Raw genomic sequence first — 26268 nt, 5'->3', positions numbered from 1 at the left:
CCTCACAGCTGAGACACCTCGGTCAGGGCCCGGTCGATCCCGGCGATCCCGGCGGTCAACTCCTCCTCCGTGATGGTCAACGGAGGGAACAGGTGCAGCCGGTTGCCCGCCGCCAGCGGCCAGACGCCCTGCCGCTTGCACGCCGCCAGGACGGCGGCCATCTCGGGCGCCAGCGTCCCCGGGGCCGCGTACGGCGCCAGCGGCTCGCGGGTCGCGCGGTCCCGGACCAGCTCGACGGCCCAGGCCAGGCCGACGCCACGGACGTCGCCGACGATCGGGTGGCGCTCGGCCAGCTCGGCCAGCGCCGGGCCCACCACGTCGCGGCCGAGTGCGGCCGCCCGGTCGACCAGGTTCTCCTCCCGCAGCACCCGCAACGCCGCCACGATGGAGGCGCAGGCCAGCGGGTGCCCGGAGTAGGTGAGCCCGCCGGGGTAGCGGCGGTGCGCGAAGTGGGCCGCCACCGCGCGGGACAGCAGCACCCCGCCCACTGGCACGTAGCCGGAGTTGACCCCCTTGGCGAAGGTCATCAGGTCGGGCACCACGTCCCAGAGGTCGCCGGCGAACCACCGACCGCAGCGGCCGAAGCCGGTCATCACCTCGTCGGCGATCAGCAGGATGCCGTGCTCGTCGCAGAGCCGGCGGACGCCGGCCAGGTAGCCGTCCGGCGGCACCAGCACGCCGTTGCTGCCCACCACCGGCTCGACGAGGATCGCGGCGATCGTGTCCGGGCCCTCGTACCCGACGAGCCGGCGCAGGTGCTCCAGCGCCCGTTCGCCCTCCTGCGCGGCGTTCTCGGCGTGGAACTCGCTGCGGTACGGGTACGGGCCCATGAAGTGCACGGCGCCGCCGCTGGCCGTGTCCACCGGCCAGCGGCGGGGGTCGCCGGTCAACGCCAGCGCACCCGCCGTGGCACCGTGGTAGGACCGGTAGGCGGCGAGCACCTTCGGCCGCCCCGTCACCACCCGCGCCATCCGCACCGCGTGCTCCACGGCCTCCGCGCCGCCGGTGGTGAACAGGACCGTCTCCAGGTCCCCCGGTGCCACCTCGACGATCGAGCGGGCCGCCTGGTCGCGGACGTCGACCGCGAACGACGGCGCGATCGTGCACATCCGTCCGGCCTGCTCCGTCACCGCCGCCACCAGGGCCGGGTGCTGGTGGCCCAGGTGCAGGTTGCCCATCTGGGCGTGCAGGTCGAGCCACCGGTTGCCCTGCTCGTCCCAGAACCAGCTGCCCGCGCCGCCGGCCACGCGGACCGGATCGATCTCCTCCTGCGCGGACCAGGGGTAGAAGACCGGCCCGGTCACGACGCCTGCCGTTCGCGGACCAGGTCGACCTGCTCGGCCAGCGTCGGCGCCGCGAACACGTCCTGCAGGGAGAGCCGGACCTGGTACGCCTTGCGGATCCGGCTGATCAGGCGGATCGCGAAGAGCGAGTCGCCGCCCAGGTCGAAGAAGTCGTCGCCGGGGTCGACGCCGTCGACCTTGAGCAGTGCGGCCCAGATCTGCCCGAGCTGGTCCAGCACCTCGGAGCGGCCGTCGTCGGTCGGCGCGGCGGTCGGCTGCGCCGGGTCCGGGGCGGCCTCCGGCGGGGCGGTCGGCCGCCCGGGGGCGGTGGCGGCGGGCACCAGTTCCAGCCGTCCCGCCGTGCTCCACCGCACGGTGGCCCCGGTGTCCCGCATCCGTGCCCCCGGCGTGCCGGCGTACAGGTCGTCGACCTCGCCGACGCCGCTGACCCACAGCCGCCCCGGGGTGTTCACCGGCATGGGCCGCGCGCGGTCGTCGAGGACGTAGCAGCGGGCCACGGCCGGCAGGTCGTCCTGGCCGACCAGCGCGTCCGGCAGCCGCGCCGGGTTCCAGCCGTCGAGCACGGCCCGCAGCTCCCGGCGGGGCATGGCGGACAGCTCCCCCACCGGCCGCTCCTGGTCGGAGACGAGCTGGTCGAGCACGGTCAGCATCGAGTCGAGGATCCGCTGGACGGTGGCCCGGTCGAACAGGGCGAGCCGGAAGTCGAGGCTGCCCACCATCCGGTCCTCGCCGACCTGGTTCACGGCCAGCGCCAGGTCGTACTTCGCCGACGTCCACTCCGGCGGTTCCAGCCGGACCGCCTCGACCTGCCCCAGCCGGAACCGGTCCGGCACCGCCCGGCCGAACCGGACGCAGACCTGCACCAGCGCGGAGACCGCCGGGTCCCGGCGTGGGCGCAGCTCGCCGACCAGCGTGTCGAAGGGCACCCGGCGCAGCTCCAGCGCGGTCAGCACGCTGCCGCGTACGTCGTGCAGGAACTGGGCCACGGTGGCGTCCCGGTCCACCCGGATCCGCAGCGGCAGCAGGTTGACCAGGCAGCCGATCAGGTCGCGGGTCGACTCGTCGTCGCGTTGCAGGCTCGGCGTGCCGATCAGCAGGTCGTCGCCCGCGCCGTACGCGTTCAGGGTGCGGGCGAACGCGGCGGTCAGCAGGGTGAACGGGCTGGTCCGCGCGGCGGCGGCCGCCGCCACCAGCCGGGCGGCGAGCCCGTCGTCGACGGTGAAGCGCACCGACCCGCCCCGGTGGTCCAGCACCGGCGGCCGGGGCCGGTCCGTCGGCAGGGTGATCACGTGCGGGGCGCCGTCCAGGTAGCGCCGCCACCGGGCGAGCTGGTCGGCCGCGCCCGGCCCGGCGAGTTCGGCCTGCTGGCGGCGGGCCACGTCCGCGTACCGGCACGGCACGTCCGGCAGCCGGAGCGGCTCCCCTCGCGCGTACGAGGGGTAGAGCCGGGCCAGCTCCGCGAAGAAGATCTCCGCCGCGGTCGGGTCGGCGGCGACGTGGTGCACCACCAGCAGCAGCGCCGTCCGGCCGGCGGGCAGCAGCACGGTCGCGACCCGGATCGGCCACTCCCGGGCGAGGTCCCACCGGCGGTCGCGGAATCCGGTCACCCGCTCGTCGCCCGCCCAGCCGTCGGCGGGCGCGTCGGTGAGGTCCAGGCGCGCGATGGTGAGCGGCGCCGCCGGGTGGATGCGCTGGACCGGTTCCTCGTCGACCTCGACGATGGTGGTCCGCAGCGCCTCGTGCCGGCGGACGATCTCGTCGACCGCCGCGTGCAGCGCGCCGGCGTCCACCGGCCCGGTCAGCTCGACCGCCGCGTCGAGGTGGTACGCCGCCCCGCTCGTACCGGCCTGCTCGGCCAGCCAGATCGCCCGCTGCGCCACGGAGAGCGGGGCCGTGGCGTCGTCCGCCCCGGCGTCGGCGTCGCGCCGTTCGAGGGCTGCCGCGCGGGGCAGCTCCAGCGTCGGGGCGGCGTCGGCGTCGTGGCGCACCGTCAGCACGGGCGCGACGTCCCGGGGCACGGTCAGCGCGTTGTCGGCGTCCGCCCCGGTGAGCGCCAGCCGGATCCGGTCGCCCACCGCGAACCGGTACGCGATGGGGTGCAGCTCGATCTCCAGGCGGGAGTCGCCGGGAGCGCCGTCGACCTGGCCGCAGCCCTCGGTGACGTACAGCGAGGTGCCGTCGGGGGCGACCGACTCCAGGTAGGCGAAGACGTCCGCCGGGCCGTCGGTGACCCGGGCCGCCAGGCGCAGCACCGGGGCGCCGACCAGCTCGACCGCCTCGGTCAGCGGGTCGGAGGTCCAGCACAGCGCCCGGGTGTCGTTGTCGGTCAGGTCCGGCCGCTGGAAGGGCGAGCCGTAGCCGCTGGCCCACCGGCTGGTCTTGCCGGACGTGGTGGCGTAGTCGACCTCGTACCGCCGGGCCCCGCCGGCCCGGGGTTCCGGTCCCAGCTCGCCGGCCGGGCCGAGGTGCCACGTGCCGGTCGTCGCCGGCTCCGGCGGCCAGGACCGGGCGGTACGCCACGCGTCGGCGCCCAGCACGTGGTACCGGACGGCCGGGCCGTCCATGATCCCGGTGTCCCGGCCCCGCAACCAGTGGTCGAACCAGCGCACGTGCTCGTCGGCCAGGTTGTAGCCGGCGCCGCCCAGCACCCCGCCGGTGTGCGGCCAGGGGCCGATGACCACCCGGTGCGGCACGGTCAGCCGGCTGGCCCACTCGGTCGCGTCGCGCGCCCAGACGTCGTGCCAGCCGCCCAGGTGGTAGACGGCGACCCCGGAGGCGTTGATCGCCTCCAGCAGCGCCGACGGGCTGCGGGTCAGGTACGCCGCCTCGCCGGTGTCGGCCAGCCGCGACTCGCGCCCGGGCAGGCCGGCGAACATCGTCCGGACGTCCCGGTTAGCCACGTGCTGGTCGCGGGCGGCGGCCAGCAGAAGGCCGTCGGGGTCGTCGTCGAGGGGCGCGACGGGGCCACGCCTGTCGAGTTCGCGCACGTCCTCGCCCCAGGCGCGGGCGAAGTCGTCCCGGAACACCCCGCCGTCCCAGGCGAAGCGGTGCAGGTCGAACAGCGCCATCTGCGGGAAGATCGCCGCCAGGTGCGGCGGGGCGGTGCTCGCCGCCAGGTACTGCGAGACGCCGAGGTAGGAGCGGCCGAACATGCCCACCCGGCCGTCGCACCAGGGCTGGGCGGCGATCCACTCGGTGACGTCGTACGTGTCGGTCGCCTCGGCCGTGGAGAACGGGCCGTCGCTGGTGCCGAACGACGCGCCGCTGCCCCGGCTGTCCACCACCACCACGACGTAGCCGCGGGCCAGCAGGCGCTGCGCGACCGGGAAGGCCCGCAGCGTCACCTCCCCGGGGGCCACCTCGGCCACGCCGAGGTCGTCGATGTCGGTGAGGTCGACGTCCGCGAGTTCGGCGCGTACCACCGCCAGGAAGTCGTCGCGCCCGGGGCGCGGCGACACCTGGTGGTAGCGGTCGTGGGCCCAGACGGCGGGCGCGGGGTCACGCTGGCCGACCGGCCGGAAGACGTACGCCGCCAGCCGGGTCCCGTCGCGGGTGGCCACGTACTGCGAACGGCAGGTCCAGGTGCGGCTCATGCCAGGTCGGCCCGTCCGTAGAGTTCCCGCGCCGGCACCCCGACGTCGGCGCAGCGCTGGAAGAACTCCGCCATCTGCTTGAGCTGGTACGACTCGTCGGTGTAGTTCGTCGCCATGACGAACACCAGCCACGGCTCGCGGCCCATCGCGTACACGTACGCCTGCCGGGCCCGCAGCCGCCGCACGATGCCCATCGCCTCGACGGCGTCGGAGCCGTTGAGCTTGCGGCTGCGGCTCATCTTCTGGTCGATGCGGCGGGAGAAGAGCGGACCGTACATCCAGGACAGCGGGGCGCCGTCGCACTCCATGCCGAGGAACGCCATGTCGACGTCGCCGATCATGTCGTGGATGTGGCCGAACAGGGCCGGGTCGACGCAGCGGTTGTCCGCGCCGAAGTAGAGGTTCTTCCCGCCGGTACGCACCGAGTAGGTGACCTTCGCGGCGATGTCGAGGTCGCAGTGCTCGCCGACGAACGGGCACACCACGATCTGCCCGTCGGGCAGCTCGATGGTCTCGCCCGGCTCCACGTCGACCACGTTGGGGAAGCCGAGCGCCTCCAGGCACAGCCGCAGCGACGGGTCCTGCAACGCCCCGGCGGCGGTCTTCGGCACCACCACCGTGCCGATGCGGTGCCGCAGCTTCAGCAGGCTGGCCAGTTCGAGGTGGTCCTGGTGCCCGTGCGTGATCAGCACGTAGTCGATGACGTCGGGCAGGTCGGCGTAGGCGTACCGGTCGCCGTCGCCGAGGGCGTCGGACAGGAACGGGTCGGTCATCACGGTGACCGGGCCGGACTGCACCACCACGGAGGCGTGCCCGAAGTAGCGCACCCGCAGCCCCGGGCCGTCCAGGTTGCGGTCCGGGCTGCAGCCCGGCTCGGCGGAGAACAACCCGCTGAAGGTGGCCAGGTCGGCGTCGGAGACGTCGAACGCCTCCCGCAGCTCGCCGAAGGGCCGGGCCGTGGTCATGGTGGAGAAGAGCAGGTCGATGCGGGGGTCCCGCAGCGGCATGGTGGCCTGCACGTGCCCGTTGCCGGGGAACCGCGGGGTGGTCATCGCGAAGGGCCGCTCGTCGCTGGTGGCCAGCGACAGGTCCACCGAGTGGGCGGTCTCGTCGAAGTGTCGCGAGCGGTAGAGCATCCGCTCGGCGAGCCGGATCCGGGCGTGGTCGTTGAGGTCGTAGACCAGCTCGACGTAGCCGCGCAGGGCCGGCGGGATCTCGCCGTAGCGGGGTGTCAGGTCGAAGCCGTCGGCGAGCTTCTCCAGGTTGACCGTCAGCTCGTCCATGGCCGCCGACAGCTCCGGCATGGGCCCGTCGGCGAGCCGGGCCGCCAGGTCGGACACCCCGTCGAGCTGGTCGTCCTCGAGGTCGACGAACATGCCGCCGCGCAGCTTCGGGTCGCGGGCCGAGCGGCGGTGCAGCGCCGGCGCGTCGAGGAACGAGCGCAGCAGCGGCACGTGCAGCTTGGCGAAGTTCATCGCCGCCGGCACCGGCGACACCAGGTTCAGCCAGGCGTAGTACCGGTGGATGAGCGGTTCCAGCGCCAGGTTGGGGCGGGCGTGCACCAGGTCGTGGCTGGCGAAGGGCTGGTTCATCGCGCTCCCTCGGTGGAGTCCGTACGCAGTCGGTCCCGGACGGTCCGGACGACCTGTGCGAGGTGGTGGAAGTCTTCGTCGTCGGTGGGGGTGTCCAGCACGAAGGTGCGTACGCCGGCCCGGACCATCGCCAGCAGCCGCTCGACGGCGCCGGCGTGGTCGGCCACCAGGTACGGCCCGTCCGCCTGGCCGGAGCGGAACGGCGCGAGCCGGTACGCCGGGTCGACGGTGACGGCGCCCTGGCCGGCCTCCGCCTCGGCGAAGAGCCGCTGCTTCCAGACGGAGTCGGTGTTGGCCATGGTGACCGCGGTGATCTTCGCGCCGTCCGGGTCCTCCGGGAACCGGGCCTCGGCGACCCGCTCGGTCTCCTCCGCCGTCGCCCGGGTCAGCAGCCCGAAGTTCAGCGCGCCCGGCGCCCCGTCGGCGTCGGGCCGGGCCGCCGTGAGCATCTGGATGCTGGTGGCGCCCACCCGCTCGGCCACCTGCCGGGCGGCCGGGGACTGCCCGGCGACGAACAGCCGGGGCAGCAGGTGCGCGGGAAGACCGGGGGTGAGCTGCAACCGGGACACCTGGTAGAACCGCCCGTCGAAGCTGAACGGGCGGCGGCTGCCCAGCACCCCCATCATGATCTCGACGTACTCGGCGAGGCGCGCGTACCGGTCGTCGTGGTCCAGCCGGTCGCCGAGCGCGTCCAGGTCGCTCACGGCCGTGCCGGTGATCAGGTTGAGGTCGATCCGCCGCTGGTAGAGCAGGCCGAGCGAGGCGACCATCCGGGCCGCGGTGAACGGGTGCTGGTAGACGGGGTTCACCGCGACCAGCGGGCTGAGCCGGGTGGTGCCGGCCGCCGCTGCGGTCGCCAGGACCCACGGGTCGAGCACCGCGCCGCTGCCGGTGAAGATGAGCACCCCGTCGAGGTCCGCCGCGTCGGTGCGGCGGATGACGGACATCGCCGTGTCCGCGTACGCGGTCAGGTCCCGGACCCGGGGCACCACGGTGATGAAGCTGACGTCGGGCACGGCCTCACGCTCCCTCTTCGGTGACCGCGGCGAGCGCGGCCCGGATCTCCTGCGCCTCGCGCAGCTTGCCGTCGATCACCTCGGCGAGCGCGGCGACGGTGGGGGTCTGCAGGAACACGCCGAGTTGCAGGTCGACGTGGAAGGCCTGGGCGAGGTCCCGCAGCGTCCGGGCGGCGCTGAGCGAGTCCGCGCCGAGCATCAGCAGCGAGTCGTGCAACCCGATCCGGTCCACCCCGAGCCGGCGGCGCCACACGGCGGCCACCGCCTCCTCCAGGACCGAGCCGGCGGCGGGCTGGCCGTCGGCGGCGGGTGCCGCCGACGTCGGGCCGGTCACGGGCGCCACGGCCACCGGGTCGACCCAGTGCCGCGTCCGCTGGAACGGGTACGTCGGCAGGCCGACGCGACGCCGCGACGCGCCCTCGTGCAGGGCGGCCCAGTCCACCTCGACGCCCCGGCGCCACAGCTCGCCGAGCGCGCCGAGCAGCCCACGGAGGCTCCCGGCGTCGTCGGTCAGCGCCAGCGTCGACGCCTCGGCCGGGCCGACGGCCAGCGTCAGGTCGGCCTCGGCCGGCACCCCGGCCGGCGCCGGCGGGTGGCTGCCGGCGCGCAGGGCGCGCCCGGCCTCCGCCACCGTCCAGCGGCCGTCGACGACGGCGGCCGTCACGGCGCCCGGACCCTCGCCGCGGGCGGCGACCGGGGACACGCCGCAGGCGCCCAGCAGCCGGGCGAGCGCGAGCTGCCCGGTGACGGTGGCCGCGTCGGAGCCCGCCCCGCCGGCAGCCGGGTCGACGCCCAGCTCACCGGCCACCCGGTCGACCTCCGCCCGCAGCCGGGGCAGGGCGTCGCACAGCGCGGCCAGGTCGGGGCAGGTGGCGGGGAACGCGTACGCCACCGTGGCGGTCTCCGGCGACGCCTCGCCCGCGCCGACGGCGGCCAGCGCGCGGGTCGCCTCGCCGGCGTCGGTCGCCACCACGAAGGCCCGGTGGCGCAACGCGCGACGGCCGACCTGGCTGGTGTAGGCGACGTCGGCGAGGGCCTGCTCCGGGTGGCGCCCGAGGTGCTCGGCGAGCCGGTTGGCGGCGGCGGCCAGCGCCTCGCCGCCGGCCGCGGAGACCGCGAGCAGCACGGCCGGCGGGTTCGGCCCCGGCGGCGCGGGCGGCGGCGCCTGTTCGAGGATGACGTGCGCGTTGGTGCCGCCGACGCCGAACGAGCTGACCGCCGCGCGGCGCGGCCCGGTGACCTCGGGCCAGTCCCGCAGCATGTCGTTGACGCGGAACGGCCCCCGGTCGAGGGAGGTCTGCGGGTTGGGCTTGCGGAAGTGGATCGACGGCGGCAACTCGCCGTGGTGGACGGCGAGGACCGCCTTGATCAGCGAGGTCACGCCGGAGGCGGTGTCGAGGTTGCCGACGTTCGGCTTGACCGAGCCGATCGCCCATCCGGTGCCCGACGCGCCGGCCGCGCCGTACGCCTCCTCCAGGGCGGACACCTCGATCGAGTCGCCCATCAGGGTGCCGCTGCCGTTGGCCTCGACGTACTGGATGGAGCTTGCCTGGACGTCGGCGACCCGCAGCGCCCGGCGGATCACCCGCACCTGGCCCGACCGGCCGGGCGCCACGAAGCTGACCTTGCCGGCGCCGTCGTTGTTCACCGCCGAGCCCTTGACCACCGCGTAGATCCGGTCGCCGGCGGCCTCGGCGTCCTCCCGGCGGCGCAGCACCACCACGCCGGCGCCGTCGCCCAGGTGGTAGCCGGCGGCCTCGGCGTCGAAGGCCCGGCAGCGGCCGTCGGGCGAGTTGATGCCGTCGGCCTCGTGCCGGTAGCCGCGGGGCACCGGGTTCTTGACGCTGACCGCGCCCACGATCGCCATGTCGCACTGGTAGTCGAGCAGGCTGCTGATCGCGTGGTGCAGCCCGACCAGGGCCGAGGAACAGTTGGTCTGCACCGTCATGCTGGGCCCGGTCAGGTCGAGCTTGTACGAGATGCGGGTGGCCAGGTTGTCCTTGTCGCTGGCGACGGCCATGCCCAGCCGGCCGGCCGAGTCGACAAGCTCCTGCTGGGGCAGCAGGTGGTAGAGCAGGTACTGGTTCAGGCCGCAGCCGGCGTACACGGCGATGTCGCCGGGGAAGCGGCGGCTGTCGTAGCCGGCGTCCTCCAACGCCTCCCAGGCGCACTCCAGCAGGATCCGGTGCTGCGGGTCGATCAGCGTCGCGTCCGTCGGCGAGTAGCCGAAGAACTGGGCGTCGAACCGGTCGGCGCCCTCGATGCCCGACCACACCGGCACGTACGCCGGGTCGGCGCGTTCCTCGGCCGGGACGGCGTCCAGCTCGGCGGCGGTCAGCTCGCGGCCGGCGTCGACGCCGTCGCGGAGCAGCTCCCAGAACTCGGCGACGTTCGCCGCGCCCGGAAACCGTCCGCTCATCCCCACAACGGCGATGTCCATCTCGCTGCTCATCGACTTCCCACTTCCTGAATACGCTGGCGCATCAACCGGCGGCGGTTCGCCACCTGCTCGTTGCGGTCGGGCCCCGGGTCGACGGGCGGGTCCGTCGCCGGAAGCGCGGGCTCGCCGAGGTGCTCGGCGAGCTTGCGCACGGTGGTGTGCTCGTACAGGTCGACCAGCGGGAACTGCCGGCCGAGGAGTTCCTGGAGGCGGATGTGCACCTGGACCAGGCTCAGGGAGTTGCCCCCGACGTCGAAGAAGTTGTCGTCGAGCCCGACGGCGCCGACGCCGAGGACGTCCAGCCAGATCTCGGTGACCTGGGCCTGGAGCCCGCCGGCCGCCGCGGCGAGCGGCCGGGCCGTGGCGCCCGCGCCCAGCCGGGCCAGCGCCTCGGTGGCCTCGGCCGCGACGGCGCGCCGGCTCACCTTGCCGGTCGCCGTGGTGGGCAGCTCGTCGACCAGGTGCAGCAGCGGCACCATGAACTCCGGCAGCCGCTGCCGCAGGTGGGTGCGCAGGTCGTGCAGCAGGTCCCGCCGCGCGGTGGCGCCCAGCGGGTCGTTGGCCAGCTCCGGCCAGTCGGCGCGCCGGGCCCGCGGCGGGGTCCAGCCGACCGTGTCGTCCGGTCGGGCGGCGGGCCAGAACCGCAGGTCCATCGTGTACGGGTCGCGCGCGGTCGACGGCACCACGGCGGTCCGTCGGCCCAGCGCCTCGCCGATGCTCCAGCAGTCCTCCGGGTCGACCCCGGGCGGCAGCTCGCCGGTCGGGCGGGTCACCGGGTCGGCGTCGGCGAGACCGGCCAGCCGGCGTACGGGGCCGGCGACCGTGACCAGCCGCGCGTTCGGCACGTCGCGCACCTCCACCGGGCGGGTGCGGTTGCCGCGCAGCAGGCTCCGCAGCCGGGCGACGTCCAGCCCGTCGCGCGTCCAGTCCAGCCGCACCGGCTCGACCGGCTCGGCGGCGTCACCGTCGGGGGCGGTGCCCACGTGCAGGACGACGTCGTAGCGGAACGCGCTCAGCTCGTTGGCCTGCCGGCCGCGCTTGAGGTGCAGCTCCACCCCGGTCACCCCCGGCAGCCAGTCCGGCGCGGTGAGGAACAGGTCGGGGGCCAGCACCAGCTCGTCGTCGGCGAGCACCCGAGCGGTGACGCGGCGGCGCAGCTCGGCGACGGTCAGGCCGGGTTCCGGGTCGGCGCCCAGCTCCACCGAGGCGTGGAACACCTCCAACAGGTCGAGGTCGCGCACGTCGCCGAGGTAGATCCGCCCGCCGGGCGAGGCCGCGGTGACCGCCGCGCGCAGCACCCCGCGCAGGTAGTCGTGGCGGGGGAAGTACTGGGTCACCGAGTGCAGCACCACGGTGTCGAAGCTGCCGGCCTCGATGCCGGTGATGTCGTCGGCCTCGCGCAGCAGCAGCGTGACCGTGTCCCGGTCCACCCCCTCGGCGTCGAGCCGCTGTTCGAGCACCTTCAGGCCGGCGGCGGAGAAGTCGGTGCCGACGTACGCCTCGCAGTCCGGCGCCAGCGCCAGGGTCAGGTTGCCCGTGCCGCAGCCGAGTTCCAGCAGCCGGCGGGGGCGCAGCTCCCGGATCCGCCGGACCGCCTGGTCGATCCACTCGCCCATCTCGACGTCGGTGAACGGCGTGCCCGTGTAGCTGCTGGTCCAGATCGCCTGCTGGGCCTCCTCGGCGGGACCGGCCTCGGTGTACATCCGGTCGTAGAGCAGCCGCCAGTCCGACACCCGGGTGGTGGCCGGTGCCCCGCCCGGATCGGCTCCGGCCGGCGCGGACGACCCGCTGCGCTGCCGGGGCACGACCGCCGCGACGATCCGCTGCTCGCCGCCGCCCGGCGCCTGGGCGAGCGCGGCCACGGCGGCGGCGACCCCGGGGTGCGCCCGCAGCGTCGACTCGATCTCGCCCAGCTCGATCCGGAAGCCGCGGACCTTCACCTGGTGGTCGGCCCGGCCCAGGAACTCCAGCCGCCCGTCGTGGCTGAACCGGCCCCGGTCACCGGTGCGGAACAGCCGCCCGCCGTCGCCGTACGGGTCGGGGACGAACCGCGCCGCGGTCAACGCCGGCTGGTCGAGGTAGCCACGGGCCAGGCCGGCCCCGCCGACGTACACCTCGCCGGCGAAGCGGGGCGGCACCGGCCGCATGGCCTCGTCCAGGACGTAGATGCGGGTGTTGCCGATGGGCCGCCCGACGCTGCCGACCCGCTCCGGTCCGGTGACCACGTCCAGGGTCACGTCGGCGGAGATCTCCGACGAGCCGTAGAGGTCGACCAGGACGCAGCCGGGCAGGGCCGCCAGCCACCGCGCGGCCAGGTCGGGGGTGAGCGCCTCCCCACTGGAGTGGCAGTAGCGCAGCGCCGCCAGGCGCCCGCCGACGTCGGCGACGCCGTCGAGGATGGCCCGCAGCAACGACGGTACGGCCACCAGGCGGGTGACCCGGTGCCGGGCGAGCAGGTCGACCAGGCGTACCGGGTCGCGTCCGACGTCCTCGGGCACCACGACGACCGGGGCGCCGGCGAAGAGCGGCAGGAACATCTCGCCGCCGGAGTCGAAGAAGCTCAGCGAGGTCTTGTGGCTGCCCACCTCGTCCGGCCACACCGGGAAGCGGTCCATGATCCACCGTTGCCGGTTGACGATGCCCCGGTGCAGGCCGAGTACGCCCTGCGGGGTGCCGGTGGACCCGGAGGTGTAGACGACGTAGGCCACGTCGTCGGGGTGGGCGGTCGGCTGCGGATCGCGGTCGTCCTCGGCCGCGAGCGACTCCTCGGCCGGGTCGACCACCTCGACGTCCGGGAGGTTGACGGCCGCGCCGGGGGCGGCGACGAGCAGCCGGGCCCCGGAGTCGGCGAGCATGAACCGCAGCCGGTCCACCGGGTACGACGGGTCGAGCGGCACGTAGGCGGCGCCGGTCTTGAGGATCGCCAGCACGGCGGTGAGGCTGACCGTGGAGCGGGGCACCAGCAGGCCGACCCGGGTGCCCCGACCGGCGCCCAGCCCGATCAGCCGGTGGGCCAGCCGGTTCGCCGCCGCGTTGAGCTCGGCGTAGGTGAGCCGGGTGGTGTCGTCGATGGCGGCCGGCGCGTCCGGGGTCCGGCGGGCCTGCTCGGCGACGATCTCCGGCGCGCACCGGTCGGTGTCGTAGTCGGCCGTGGTGTCGTTCCACTCCACCAGCACCTGCCGGTGCCGCTCGGCGCCGAGCAGGGGCAGGGCGCCGACGGGGGTCGCCGGCGCGGCGACGGCCGCGGACAGCAGCGCGGTCAGCGCCTCGGCCAGCACGCCCATGGTGTCGGCGTCGAACAGGTCGGTGCTGTAGTCGAAGGTGCCCAGCAGTTCGCCGTCGTGCTCGCCCAGGTAGAGGGAGAGGTCGTAGTAGGTGGCCCTTTGCCGCACGGGCCGGCTGTGCACCCGCAGCCCGGCCCAGTCCCCCAGCGCCCCCTCGTGGTTGAGCACCATCGGCGTGAGGCCGAGCCGGTCGGTGCCGCGCCCGTGCTGGTAGGCGAAGGCCGCGCTGAGCAGCGCGCCGCGGCTGGCGTCGGCGGCCTGCCCGAGCCCCTCGACGATCCGCCCGAACGGCACCTCGGCGCGGTCGGAGGCGGCCAGCACCGCGTCGTGGGCCGCCCGGGCCAGGGCGCCGAACTCCGGGTCGGCGGACAGGTCCACCGGCACCGGCAGCGGGTTGACCAGGTAGGCGACCAGGTCGGCGAAGCGGCCGCGGACCCGCCCGGCGTGCACGAAGCCGAGCGGAAACGTCGCCTGGCCGGCGTAGCGCGACAGCACCGCCGCGTAGCCGGCGAACAGCACGGCGGTGCGGCTGACCCCCTGCGAGGCGGCGAGCGCGTCGATCCCGGCGCACAGGTCGGCGTCGAGCCGGAAGGCGTGGGCGGCGCCCCGGAAGGTGCGCACCGACGGGCGGGGCCGGTCGGTCGGCAGGTCCAACGGCACGAGGTCGGCGACCTGGGCCTGGCACGTCGCGGTCAGCTCCCGGCCGGCCGGGCCGTCCAGGAAGGAACGCTGCCAGGCCACGAAGTCGGCCGGGTGGGCGGCGGGTGCGGGCGGTGCCGCGTCGTCCCCGGCGGCGTGCCGGCCGTAGCCGGTCGCCAGGTCCTCGACCAGCACCGCCAGCGACCACACGTCCATCACGCTGTGGTGGGTGCAGAGCAGCAGCGTGTGGCGGTCCGCCGCGTGCCGGAACAGCACGGCGCGCAGCAGGGGCGGGCCGGCGAAGCCGACCCCGAGTTCCGCCTCGATCTCCTCGTCGAGCCGGCCCGCCGGCCAGCCCGCCGCGTCGCGCACCTCCAGCGTGACCTCGGCGTCGTCGGCCACCCGCTGGGTCACCTCGGCGCCGGTGTCGTCGTAGCGGGTGAGCAGGGCCGGGTGCCGCACGCCGAGGTCGCGCACGGCGCGGGCCAGCGCCCCGGCGTCCAGCTCGCCGTCGACGGTGACCGCGCGGCACAGGTTGAGGTTGGCCGGGTCCTCGGCGAGGGCGCCCTGGAACCAGATCGCCCGCTGGCCGTACGACAGCGGGTAGGGCCGGTCGGCGGCGGCCGGGGTGGCCGGCGGGTCGGCCGACGCGGGCGCGGACGGCAGCGCGGCGGCCAGTTCAGCCACCGTGCTGTCGCCCAGCAGGTCGGTCAGGGCCGGGCGGACGCCCCACTCCCCCTCGATCAGGTGTTGCAGCTCCACGGCCCGCAGCGAGTCGAACCCGAGCTCCGGCAGGGAACGGTCCGGGTCGATCCGCTCCGGGTCGACGTCGAGCAGCCCGCCGGCCAGGGCGCGCAGTCGCTGCGCCTGCTCCGGCGCGGCGGCCGGGGCGGGGCGCGCCGCCGGGCGCAGGGGATCGTCCGCGACGATCGTGGCGCTGCCCGCCGCGTACGCCCGCGCGCAGTCGCCACGACGGGTCTTGCCGCTGGTGGTGACGGGGATGGTGCCGGGCGGTACGGCCAGTACCCGATGCAGGTCCAGGCCGTGGACGGTCACCACGGCCCGGCGGGCCGCCTCGGCGATGGCCGGCGCCTCCTCCGACGCCCGGTCGGAGCGGGTCTCGTACCACAGGACCACGGCCTCGCCGACGCCGTGGCCGTCGTCGGCGACGTCCACACCGAACGCCGCGATCCGCCCGCCGAGGCGGGGGCAGGCGGCGCGGACGGTCTGCTCGATGTCGTCCGGGTAGTGGTTCTGGCCGCGGATGACCACGGTCTCCTTGATCCGGCCGCGGACGTACAGCTGCCCGTCCTGGCGGAAGCCGAGGTCGCCGGTGCGCAGGTAGGGGCCGTCGTCGGGGTCGCCGCCGAGGGTGGCGTGCAGGGTCCGCGCGGACTCCTCCGGCCGGTTCCAGTACCCGTCGACGACGCTGCCGCCCCGGACCCAGATCTCGCCGGCCGTGCCGTCGGGGACGGGGTGGCCGGTCGGGTCGACGATCCGGACCTCCGCCTCGGGCAGGATCTCGCAGCCGACCACCTCCGTGCCGGGGCGGTGGGCGGCGGGTCCGGCGGGGTCCGGGTCGGCCACCGTGGTCACGACGGGCCGCTGCGCCCGGGCCCGCCCGGCGACCAGCAGCGTCGCCTCGGCCAGTCCGTAGCAGGGCAGGAAGGCCCGCTCGTCGAAACCGTGCGGGGCGAACGCCGCGGCGAAGGCGCGCAGGGTCGCCGCGCGTACGGGCTCGGCGCCGTTGAACGCCACCCGCCAGGAGCTGAGGTCCAGGGCGGCACGGTCGGCCTCGGCGACCTTGCGCACGCACAGGTCGTAGGCGAAGTTGGGCCCGCCGCTGATGGTGGCCCGGTACCGGCTGATCGCCTGGAGCCACCGCACCGGGGTACGGATGAACGTCGCCGGGTCCATCAGCACCGTCGGCACGCCGAGGTAGACGGGGGTGAGCAGGGTGCCGATCAGCCCCATGTCGTGGTGCGGGGGCAGCCAGGAGGCCATCACCGTCGCGTCGTCGAAGGCGAAGGAGCGGCGGATGGCCCGCAGGTTCTCCAGCAGGTTCGCGTGGCTGACCATCACGCCCTTGGGGGTGCTGGTGGTGCCCGAGGTGTACTGGAGGAACGCCAGTCCGCCCTCGGCCACCGCCGGCTGCCAGCCGGCGGGCGCGGCGTCGAGGGACTCCAGTTCCAGGACCGGCAGCCGACGACCGGGCATGAGCGTGGTCAGGTCCACGGCGCTCGTGACCGCGCGGGCGGCCAGCACCGCGGTGGCCTGCGCGTCGTCGAGGATCCGCCCGACGACCGGGGCGCTGGCCCGGTTGAGCCGGGCGGCCAGCGGAACCGGCACGGTGCCGGCGTAGAGGCAGCCGAAGAAGCCGGCGAGGAAGTCGACACCCGCCCCCACGAGCATCAGCACCCGGTCACCGGGGCGGCAGTGCCCGGCCAGGGCCGCGCCGACCCGGCGGGCCCGGGCGTCGAGCGTCGCGTAGTCCACCGTGTCGGCGGAGCCGTCCTCGGCCACCAGGTGCAGGGCGGGGCTCTCGGGCTGGATCCGCGCCTGGTGCGACAGGGCGGCACCCAGGTTGACGACGTCGGCCGCCTCGTGGATCAGGGCGCCGGTGTGCTCGGTCATCTGGCTCTCCACTCGCTGCACAGGGGTCGGACCGGGGGTCACGGCTGCCCGGGCGCGAGCCGGGCGGCCAGCTCCGCGACCGTCGGCGCGTCGAAGATGACCGCCACCTCGACGTCCGCCCCCAGCTTTGCGCCGGCCAGGGCCACGATCCGGGTGGCCGTGAGGGAGTCGCCGCCGAGGTCGAAGAAGTCGTCGTGGATGCCGATGCCCTCGCGTCCGAGCACGTCGCACCAGATGTCCAGGAGCACCCGCTCGCGCTCGTCACGCGGCCCGTCGGCCCCGGCCTTGCCGGGCTCGTCCTGCCCGGGTGGCGGCAGCGCCGCCACGTCGAGCTTCCCGTGGTTGGTCAGCGGCAGCCGGGGCAGGCTGACGAAGGCGGCCGGCACCAGGTAGTCCGGCAGCCGCCGGCGCAGGTGGGCGCGCAGGTCCGCGGTGCCCGGCAGGTCGTCGCCGACGACGTAGCCGACCAGCCGGGCGTCGCCGCCGGGCGGGTCCCGGCGTACGACGACGGCGGCCTCGCGCACCGCCGGGTGGCGGCGCAGCGCGGACTCCACCTCGCCCGGCTCGATGCGGTAGCCGCGCAGGTTCAGCTGTCCGTCGCCCCGGCCGAGGAACTCCAGGACGCCGTCCGGGCCGAACCGGGCCAGGTCGCCGGTGCGGTAGACGCGGGCGCCGGGCGTGTCGGCGAACGGGTCGGGCAGGAACCGCTCCGCGGTCAGGGCGGAGTTGTCGAGGTAGCCCCGGGCCAGCCCGGCGCCGCCGACGTACACCTCCCCCGCCACGCCCGGCGGCACGGGCTGCATCGCGTCGTCCAGCACGTACACCCGGACGTTGGCCATCGGCCGGCCGATCGGGACGAAGGGCCGCTCGTCGGCGGGGTCGCACGGCCAGGCGGTGCAGGAGACCGACACCTCGGTCGGGCCGTACAGGTTGAACATGGTGACGTCGAGCCGGTCGAAGACCAGCCGTTGCGTCTCGGGGGTGAGTTCCTCCACGCCCGAGACGATCCGCCGCAGCGACTTGAGGTCCGCGGCGTCGGCGGTGAGCAGCACCTCGCGCAGGGCGGTCGGCGCGAAGTCGGCGTCGGTCACCCCGTGCTGGGCGATCACCGCCGCCAGCCGGCGCGGGTCGAAGGTCGCCGTCTCGGGCATCAGCACGCTGGCCGCACCGTTGAACAGGGCCCGGAACAGCTCGTCCAGGGAGACGTCGAAGGTGCAGGCCGCCTTGCGCAGCACCCGGTCGTGCGGGTCGAGCGGGAAGTTGCGCTGTGCCCACAGCATCCGGTTGGTGAACCCGCGGTGGGTGACCTGCACGCCCTTGGGCTGCCCGGTGGAGCCGGAGGTGAACAGCGTGTAGGCCAGGTTGTCCGGGTGCAGCGGCACGGCGGGGTCGGTGGCGGGACACGTGGCGGTCAGCGACGACTCCCCGTCCAGGTCGATGATCCGCCGGCCGGGGCTCCACACCTCGTCGCACAGGTCCCCGGCGGAGATCGCGACCGCCGGGCGCACCTGCCCGAGCAGCGCGTCCCGGCGGGCCTGCGGGTCGCGCGGGTTGACCGGCAGGTGGTAGCCGCCGGCCTTCAGCACCGCCAGGATCGCCACCACCTCGGCGGCGCAGCGGGGCAGGCACACCGCCACCGGGTCCTCCACGCCGACGCCGAGGTCACGCAGGTGGTGCGCCAGGCGGTTGGCCCGCTCGTCGAGTTCGCGGTACGTCGTGCGGACGTTGCCCTCGACGACCGCCACCGCGTCCGGCGTACGCCGCGCCTGCGCCTCGACGAGGCGGTGGACGAGCGCCTCGGGGCCGAGGTCGGCGGCGGTGTCGTTCCACTCGTGCAGGATCCGGTGGCGCTGCGCGGCGTCGAGCAGCGGCAGCCGCCACACGCTCGTGTCGGGCTCCCGCGCCGCCTCGACGAGCAGCAGCTCGAACTGCCGGGCCAAGTCGCGTACGGACTCGCCGGTGAAGAGGCTGGTGTCGTACTCGAACTCGCCGACGAGTCCGTCGGCCGTCTCGGTGATCTTCACCGTCAGGTCCATCCGGGACCGGCCGGTCTCCATCTGGTGCACGTCGACCCGCAGCTCGGGCAGGTCCAGCCGGCCGGTGGGCACGTTCTGGAGCACGAAGGCGACCTGCGCGAGCGGCTGGTGGCTGCGGCTGCGCTCCGGCTGCAACGCGGCGACGAGCCGCTCGAACGGCACGTCGCGGTGCCGGAACGCGTCCAGCGAGGCCGCCTTGACCCGGCCCACCAGCTCGGCGAAGGTCGGTTCGCCGGACAGGTCGGCGCGTACCACGATCATGTTCAGGAAGCAGCCGATGAGGTGCTCCAGCTCGTGCTGTTCCCGCGTCGCGATGGGGCTGGCGACGACCATGTCCCGCTGCCCGCTGTGCCGGGCGAGCAGCACGGTGAAGGCGGCGAGCAGGGTCATGTAGGTGGTGGCCCCCTGACGCTGCCCGAGAGCGCGGATCCGGTCCGCGTCGGCGGCGCCGAGCCGGAACCACTCGGAGGCGCCGACGAACTGCTGCACCGCCGGGCGTGGGCCCCGGGTGGGCAGGGTGAGCAGGGGTGGCACGCCGGCCAGTTCGTCGACCCGCTCGCGCAGGTGCGCCGCCATCCGCTCCTCGCCGACCGCGGTGCGCTGCCAGGCGGCGTAGTCGGCGTACTGGATCGGCAGCTCGGGCAGGTCCGGCGTCGCGCCGGCGGCGAAGGCGGCGTACGCGGCGGCCAGCTCGCGGCAGAAGATGGTGAACGACCACAGGTCGCAGACGAGGTGGTGCACGGTGACCCCGAGCACGTGCACGTCCGGGGCGATCCGGTAGAGCACCGCCCGCATGCTCTGGCCGGCGGCCAGGTCGAGCGGGACCCGCATCTCCCGCTCGACGGCGGCCCGCAGCACGGCGTCGTCGGGGCGCGCGGTGGCGCCGGGCAGGTCGACCACGTCGATGCTCAGCGGGGCGGGCGGCGTGACGGCCTGCACGACCCGCTCGCCGAGCTGACAGAAGGCGGTACGCAGGATCTCGTGCCGGCGGACGACCTCCTCGATGCTCCGGCGCAGCGCGACCTGGTCCAGCGAGCCGGTCAGGATCAGCAGGGTGGCGTCGTTGTGGTGGACGGCGTCGTCCTCCAGCCGTTCGATGAACCAGAGCCGCTCCTGGGCGAAGGACAGGGGTGCCTCGGCGGCGTCCAGGCGGGGGATGGCGGCGCTGGCGGGTGCCGGATCGGAGCGGCTGGCGCGCAGCCGCTCGTCGAGCAGCGCCCGCGCCGAACTGGACAGCCGCGCCACACGTTGCGTGACGTCACTCGCGACCGGATGCTCCTGCCGTCCCACTGGTCCTCCGTTGTCCGTCGGTGATCCGGCCGCGGTCCGGGGCCTCCACCGGATGCGAGCGTCGCACCGATGCGGGTGCCGATCCTCGATCTCTACCAGGCTGACTGAGCGCTTAGTCAGCATGATGAGCGGTAATAGGGGTTTGACCTCACAATTCATGACATCTGTTCCGAGTCCTAGGGGTTGGGCAACCGGTTTCCCTGCCACATGATGGGCACGCTTGTGACGCCGCCGGCGCGCCAGCACGCAACCCGTTCGACCGGCCGACCGGAGGTGATGCCAGGTGCGCGACGACCTCCGGATCCTGGCCGACCGGTCGTACCGGATGCTGTTCCTGGCCCGCACGCTGTCACTGCTGGGCAGCGCCGTGATCCCGGTGGCGCTCGCCTTCGCCGTCCTCGACGCGCCGGGCGGCTCCGCCACCGACCTCGGCCTCGTGCTCGCCGCCCGGTCGCTGGCGCAGGTCGCGCTGCTGCTGTTCGGCGGCGTCCTCGCCGACCGGATGAACCGCTTCCGCCTGATGGTGGGCTCCGACCTGCTGGCCTTCGCCGCGCAGGCGGTCCTGACCGTGGTGTTCGTCAGCGGCCAGCCCTCGCTGCCGGTCGTGATCGCCCTGTCCGCCGTCAACGGCGCCGCCGCCGCGCTCTTCCTGCCGGCCTCCCGCGGCGTCGTGCCGCAGGTGGTGGCCCAGGAGCAGCTCCAGTCGGCCAACGCGCTGCTGCGGCTGTCGCGCAACAGCACCACCATCGGCGGCGCAGCCCTGGCCGGAGTGCTCGTGGCCGCGTTCGGCGCCGGCTGGGCGCTGGCGGTACCCGCGGCCACCTTCCTCGGCTCGGCGCTGCTGCTGGCCGGGGTCCGGGTGTCGCACCCCGGCCGGGCCGCCACCGGCACCATGCTCGCCGACCTGCGGGAGGGCTGGCGGGAGTTCAGCTCCCGGTCCTGGGTCTGGCTGGTGGTCGTGCAGTTCGCGTTCGTCAACGGATGCTTCTCGGCGATCTACGTGCTCGGCCCGCTGACCGCCAAGGAGCAGCTGGGCGGCGTCACCGCCTGGTCGGTGATCGTCACCGCGCAGGCCGTGGGCCTGGTCGGCGGCAGCCTCGTGGCGATGCGGATCCGCCCCCGCCGGCCGATGCGGGTGGCGGTGCTGGCCACCTTCGGTTTCCTCCCGCCGTTCGCGCTGATCGCGGCCGGCGCGCCGGTCTGGCTGATCGCGGCCTCGATGCTCGTCAACGGCGTCTGCATCGACATCTTCGAGGTCCTGTGGGACACCGCCCTGCAAAACCACGTGCCCAACGAGGCGCTGTCGCGGATCAGCTCGTACGACGCCATGGGCTCGTTCGTGCTCGGCCCGCTCTGCCTGGCCGTCGTCGGCCCGGTCGCCGAGCGGATCGGCGTCGCCCAGACGCTGCTCATCGCGGGCGGGGTGCTCGGTCTCGTGACCGTCGCGACCTTCTCCGCGCGGTCGGTGCGTCAGCTGCCCGCAAGAGTCCCCGCCGCACAACCCGCCACGGTGTGAATCCGGCTACCTCGCCGGCCACGGATCAGGGTGGAGATCGGAGCAGGATGGAGCACCGGATAAGTCGGCAGATGACCGACGCGACCGACGCGTACGGACGGCGCTTGGGGGCCTACCTCGAGCAGTCCTCCTACTCGCGGCTGCGCGGCGGCCCGGGCGTGATCGACCTCGCCTTCGGCGATCCGCACGAGTTTCCCGCGCCGGCCCTGGTCGAGGTCCTGCAGCGGCACCTGAGCCCGCAGCACACCGACTGGTTCGCCTACACCCGGGACCACCCGCCGGCCCAGGAGTCGGTGGCGGCCATCCTCAGCCGGGAACTCGCCCTGCCGTTCACCGCCGACGACGTCGCCCTGACCAACGGGGCGTTCGCGGGACTCACCATCTGCCTGCGCAGCGTCTGCGACCCGGGCGACGAGGTGATCTACCTCGACCCCGCCTGGTTCTACTACGAGCCGATCATCGCCTCGGTCGGCGCGATCCCCCGGCCGGTGGCGTTGACCCCCGGTTCCTGGCGACTCGACGCGGAACTCGTCGCGGCGGCGATCACGCCCCGGACCAGTGCCGTCATCGTCAACAGCCCGAACAACCCGACCGGCGCCGTCTACACCGACGAGGAGTTCGCCGCCCTCGCCGAGGTGCTGCGGGAGGCGTCGGCCCGCAACGGCCGGCCGATCTACCTGCTGTCCGACGAGGCGTACCGCCGCATCGTGTTCGACGGCCGGACGTGTCCCAGCCCGGCGACGCACTACCCGTTCACGTTCCTGGTGCACACCTACACCAAGACGCTGCTGCTGCCCGGGGAGCGCGTCGGCTACGTGGCGATCCCGCCGACCATGCCCGACCCGGCGGTGCTCCGCCGGGCCCTGACCGTGGCCCGGCTCACCACCGGCTGGGCGTTCCCCAACAACTCGCTGCTGTTCGCCCTGCCCGAGCTGGAACAGCACGCGCTGCAGGTCAAGCCGATCGAGCAGCGCCGCGACCTGCTGGTCGACGCCCTGCGCGAGGCCGGGTACGAGGTCCAGCCGAGCGAGGGAACGTTCTACCTGCTGGCCCGCGTGCCGGACGCGGACGACTGGGCACACGCGGCCCTGCTCGAGGAGCACGGCCTGCTGGTGCTGCCGGCCTCGGTGATGGGCGCGCCGGGCTACCTGCGGCTCTCCCTCACCGTCACCGACGACATGCTGGAGGAGACCATCGGCCGGCTGCGGTCGGCGCGGCCCTCGACCCGGGAGCACGCCAGTGTCCAGCGGTGACCTCCGCGAGGCCGACGCGGCCGTGACGCTCACCGCGGCGCCGGACGCGCCGGCCCCGGGCCGCCGGGACGCGACGGTGTCCACCGAGGAGGCCCGGCCCGACGTCGAGGCCACCATGGCCCGTGCCCGCCGGGCGCAGGCGGAGGTCGAGTTCTGGCCGCAGGACCGCGTCGACGACCTCATCGCGGCCCTCGGCTGGGCGGCCTACCAGGAGGACACCGCCCGGTCGCTGGCCGACCTCGCCTACCGGGAGACCGGCCTCGGCGACCAGGAGCACCTGTTCACGCTCTACCGGCGCCGGGTCCTCGGCACGCTGCGTGACCTGCACGGCGTCGTCACCAGCGGGATCATCGAGGAGCTGCCGGAGCGTGGCCTGCGCAAGCTGGCCAAGCCCATCGGGGTGATCGCGGTGGCCAGCCCCGCCACCGCGCCCTGCTCCGGGGTGGTCGGCAACGCCCTGCCGATGCTCAAGACCCGCAACGCGGTGGTCATCACCCCCAACCCCCGGGCCCGGCACTCCGCGGCCCGCACCGTCGAGCTGCTGCGTCGGGCCCTGGAGTCGGTCGGCGCCCCGCCGGACCTCGTCCAGTGCCTGCCGGTCACCGACCGACAGACCACCGAGGCCCTGATGGCCGCCGCCGACCTGGTGATCGCCGCCGGCGGGCCCGGCACGGTACGCCGGGCGTACCGCAGCGGCACCCCGGCGATCAGCGCGGGCGTCGGCAACCCGGCGGTGATCGTGGACGACTCGGCCGACGTGGCCGCCGCGGCGGAGCTGATCGTGCTGGGCGGCAGCTTCAACAACGGCACCTCCTGCTCGTCGGAGAGCAACGTGCTGGTGGACGCCCGGATCGAGGCCGCCTTCCGCGACCAGTTGGCCCGGCAGGGCGCCCACCTGTGCGACCCGGCCGAGACGGCACGGCTGCGTACGCTGCTCTGGCCGGACGGGCGGGTGCTCAACCGCGACGCCGTCGGTCGACCCGCCGCGGCGCTCGCCGCCGCCGCCGGGATCGACCTGGCCGAGCCGACCAAGACCACCGCCCTGGTGGCCCAGCTGCCGCCCCTGGCGCCCGGCGGTGTCCCGGCGCTCGACGACCCGATGCTCGGCGAGAAGCTGGCGCCGGTCTTCACCGTGTCGACGTTCAGCGCCTTCGACGACGCGCTGGCCGCGGTGGAGACGCTGCTGGGCCGGATCGGGCAGGGCCACAGCTGTGGCATCCACACCGACCGGCCCGACCGGGTGGTCAGGCTGGCCGAGCGGGCCCGCGCCGGACGGGTGATGGTCAACCAGTCGACCGCCGTGGGCAACAGCGGCAGCTTCGACAACGGGATGCCGTTCACCCAGGTCATCGCCAGTGGCAGCTGGGGCGGTTGCTCCCGGTCGGAGAACGTGACCTGGCGCGACTTCCTCAACTACACCTACGTCTCACATCCCCTGCCGTTCAGCCTGCCGGACGAGGAGACCCTCTTCGGCGCCCACTGGCGACGCCTTCCCTGACGGAGACCCCGCACATGGACATCAGCCCTCCCGAGGCGCCACCGCGCGACCTGACCCAGGCCGAGATCGACGCGTTCCACACCGACGGCGTGGTCCGGCTCTCCGGCATGATCGACGACAAGTGGCTCGGCCGGATCGCCGAGGGCGTCGAGTACCTGCTCGCCAACCCGACCGTGCTGGCGCAGGCGACGGCGTTGCTGGGTGGCGGCGGTTTCGCCGGGGACGCCTTCATGTGGAAGACCCACGACGGCTTCCGCGACTTCATGTTCTTCTCCCCCGCGGCGCGCATCGCCCAGCAACTGTTCGGCTCCACCGCGATCACCGCCTTCTACGACCAGATCTTCGCCAAGCCGGCCGGATCGGGTGCCCCGACGCCGTTCCACGAGGACGTCAGCTCCTGGCCGATCGCGGGCGACCAGGTGTGCGCGATGTGGATCCCCCTCGACCCGTGCACCCCCGACACCGCCGCGTTGCAGGTGGTGCGCGGTTCGCACCGCTGGGGCCGGCGCTACGTGCCGATCACCCCGGGGGCCACCCACCTCGGCCGGCGCGAGGAACTCGAGGCGGTGCCGGACGTGTCCGACCACGAGATCCTGAGTTGGGACCTCACGCCCGGCGACATCGTGCTGTTCCACCCGGCCGCGTTGCACGGCGCCACCGGCACCGGCCCCGAGCGGCAGCGTCGGGCGTTCGTCTCCCGGTGGGTGGGCGACGGCGTCACCTTCCAGCCGCAGCACGCCGTCCTGCCGCTGCTGTGGGAACACGGCCTGCGGCCCGGCGATCCCATCGGAGGTCCGCTGTTCCCGAGGGTGCTGCCGACGCCGGTGCCGACGGAGACCGGCGCCCGCTTCGACGGCCCGCAGCAGCCCCATGCCGAGCGGGCGGAGGAGTTCCTCACCATCCTGAGGATGCTGTAGGTGTTCGGAGAGCTCACCGCCACGACCGCCGCCGGCCGGGAACTGGTCTCCCTCGCCGAAGGCCACGTCGACACCCTTGCCGAACGGGCCGGCCGGCACGACCGGGACAACACGTTCGTCGCCGACAACTTCGCCGACCTGCGCGACAGCGGGGTGCTCGCCGGGTGCGCCCCAACCCGGCACGGCGGGCTGGGGGTCCGCTCCCTGCACGACGTGCTGGTGGCCGTCTCCCGGCTGGCCCGGGGCTGCGGGTCGACGGCCATCTGCGCGAACATGCACATGGCCTCGGTGTGGGGGCAGGTCCGCCGGTGGGAGCGGGCCGAGGCGGACGGCGACCGGGTCCGGGCGGCGCAGCTGGACGCGATCCTGGAGGCGTTGGGCGGCTCCGACCTGATCATGGCCGGGGCCTCCACCGAACCGGGCGCGACGTGGAACGGCGCGCTCACCGAGGCCGTCCGCAAGGGCGACGAGTACGTCGTCACCGGGCGCAAGACGTTCGTCACCAACTCGGCGGTCGCGGACTCGTTCAACGTCGCGGTCCGGGTCGCCGATCCCGACGGCGGGTGGCGGCAGGCCGAGGCCGTCGTCCTGGCGGGCACGCCCGGGCTGACCGTGCTCGGCGACTGGGACGCGTTGGGCATGCGGGGCTCCGGCAGCCACGGCCTCCTGCTGGAGGACTGCGTCGTGCCCGCCGGCCGGGTCACGGTCGGGGAGCCGGTCGGCCCGCCGACGCCGGCGGACCTGGCGCGCTCCTGCGCGATCAACTTCCCCCTGCTGGGCGCCTCACTGGGAATCGCCGAGGCGGCCTTCCAGATCGCCGTGGAACACGCCACCAGGGTGCCCCGGCAGCCCGGACGGGCGGCGCCGGCGCACCACCCGTCCGTGCAGCGCGAGATCGCCACCATGGAACTCGACCTGGCGGCCACCCGGGGGGTACTGGAGCGCTCCGGGCGCCTGGTGGACGCCCTGTTCGCCGCCGACGACCCGGCGCAGCGGTCCGAGGCCGCCGTCCGCGACGTCGTACGGGGGTGGCAGACCGCGAAGCTCCTGGCGAACCGTACGGCGGTGAGCACGGTCGACCGGGCCATGACGATCTGCGGCGGGGCGTCCTTCAGCAGCCGGCACCCCCTGTCCCGGTTGTACCGCGACGCCCGCGCGGGCGGCTTCATGCAGCCGTTCGGATCGCTGGACGGCTACCCGTACATCGGGCGGGTCGCGCTCGGACTCGACCCGCACGCCGACTGAGGCCGGCGGAC

Annotated in this window: 12 protein-coding genes; 5 read left to right on the top strand and 7 right to left on the bottom strand. The window is 74.6% G+C overall.

Going from position 1 to position 26268, the window contains the following annotated elements:
• Positions 1 to 2: 2 nt before the first annotated feature.
• Genes ACPXCB_RS15060 through ACPXCB_RS15030 form a run of 7 tightly spaced genes read right to left on the bottom strand, consistent with a single transcriptional unit; the run spans position 3 to position 19828 of the window.
• On the bottom strand, positions 3 to 1304 hold the full coding sequence (locus ACPXCB_RS15060; RefSeq protein ID WP_425875840.1) for an aspartate aminotransferase family protein: 1302 nt from the start codon (positions 1302 to 1304) through the stop codon (positions 3 to 5).
• A complete protein-coding gene (locus ACPXCB_RS15055; RefSeq protein ID WP_425875838.1) occupies positions 1301 to 4897 on the bottom strand; it encodes a CocE/NonD family hydrolase in 3597 nt (1198 codons plus the stop codon). The genes ACPXCB_RS15060 and ACPXCB_RS15055 overlap by 4 nt, the downstream gene beginning before the upstream one ends.
• Complete coding sequence (locus tag ACPXCB_RS15050) at positions 4894 to 6489, bottom strand: MBL fold metallo-hydrolase (protein ID WP_425875837.1); 1596 nt, start codon at positions 6487 to 6489, stop codon at positions 4894 to 4896. Before ACPXCB_RS15050 ends, ACPXCB_RS15055 begins: the two co-directional genes overlap by 4 nt.
• Positions 6486 to 7505: an LLM class flavin-dependent oxidoreductase gene (locus ACPXCB_RS15045; RefSeq protein ID WP_425875835.1), complete on the bottom strand. Its 1020-nt coding sequence runs from the start codon at positions 7503 to 7505 to the stop codon at positions 6486 to 6488. Before ACPXCB_RS15045 ends, ACPXCB_RS15050 begins: the two co-directional genes overlap by 4 nt.
• A gap of 4 nt (positions 7506 to 7509) precedes the next feature.
• Complete coding sequence (locus ACPXCB_RS15040; RefSeq protein WP_425875833.1) at positions 7510 to 9957, bottom strand: beta-ketoacyl synthase N-terminal-like domain-containing protein; 2448 nt, start codon at positions 9955 to 9957, stop codon at positions 7510 to 7512.
• On the bottom strand, positions 9954 to 16502 hold the full coding sequence (locus ACPXCB_RS15035) for an amino acid adenylation domain-containing protein (RefSeq protein ID WP_425875831.1): 6549 nt from the start codon (positions 16500 to 16502) through the stop codon (positions 9954 to 9956). Before ACPXCB_RS15035 ends, ACPXCB_RS15040 begins: the two co-directional genes overlap by 4 nt.
• Before the next feature lie 38 nt (positions 16503 to 16540).
• Entirely contained in the window at positions 16541 to 19828 is a 3288-nt protein-coding gene (locus ACPXCB_RS15030; protein WP_425875829.1) for a non-ribosomal peptide synthetase, read from the bottom strand.
• A 283-nt stretch (positions 19829 to 20111) separates the two neighbouring features.
• Between ACPXCB_RS15030 and ACPXCB_RS15025 the strand changes: the two genes are divergently transcribed.
• The 5 genes from ACPXCB_RS15025 (at position 20112) to ACPXCB_RS15005 (ending at position 26257) form a co-directional block, all read left to right on the top strand.
• A complete protein-coding gene (locus tag ACPXCB_RS15025; protein WP_425875827.1) occupies positions 20112 to 21344 on the top strand; it encodes an MFS transporter in 1233 nt (410 codons plus the stop codon).
• Between the two features lie 71 nt (positions 21345 to 21415).
• Positions 21416 to 22597, top strand: a complete 1182-nt coding sequence (locus tag ACPXCB_RS15020) for an aminotransferase class I/II-fold pyridoxal phosphate-dependent enzyme (RefSeq protein WP_425875825.1) — start codon at positions 21416 to 21418, stop codon at positions 22595 to 22597.
• Positions 22584 to 24095, top strand: a complete 1512-nt coding sequence (locus tag ACPXCB_RS15015; protein WP_425875824.1) for an aldehyde dehydrogenase family protein — start codon at positions 22584 to 22586, stop codon at positions 24093 to 24095. Before ACPXCB_RS15020 ends, ACPXCB_RS15015 begins: the two co-directional genes overlap by 14 nt.
• A gap of 14 nt (positions 24096 to 24109) precedes the next feature.
• Entirely contained in the window at positions 24110 to 25012 is a 903-nt protein-coding gene (locus tag ACPXCB_RS15010; protein ID WP_425875822.1) for a phytanoyl-CoA dioxygenase family protein, read from the top strand.
• Positions 25013 to 26257 (top strand): acyl-CoA dehydrogenase family protein, encoded by a 1245-nt coding sequence (locus ACPXCB_RS15005; protein WP_425875820.1) that lies wholly within the window; start codon positions 25013 to 25015, stop codon positions 26255 to 26257.
• Positions 26258 to 26268: the final 11 nt, after the last annotated feature.

This window comes from Micromonospora sp. DT62 (assembly GCF_049847285.1).
GTDB lineage: Bacteria > Actinomycetota > Actinomycetes > Mycobacteriales > Micromonosporaceae > Micromonospora > Micromonospora reichwaldensis.
This window is presented reverse-complemented; position numbering and strand designations above follow the sequence as displayed.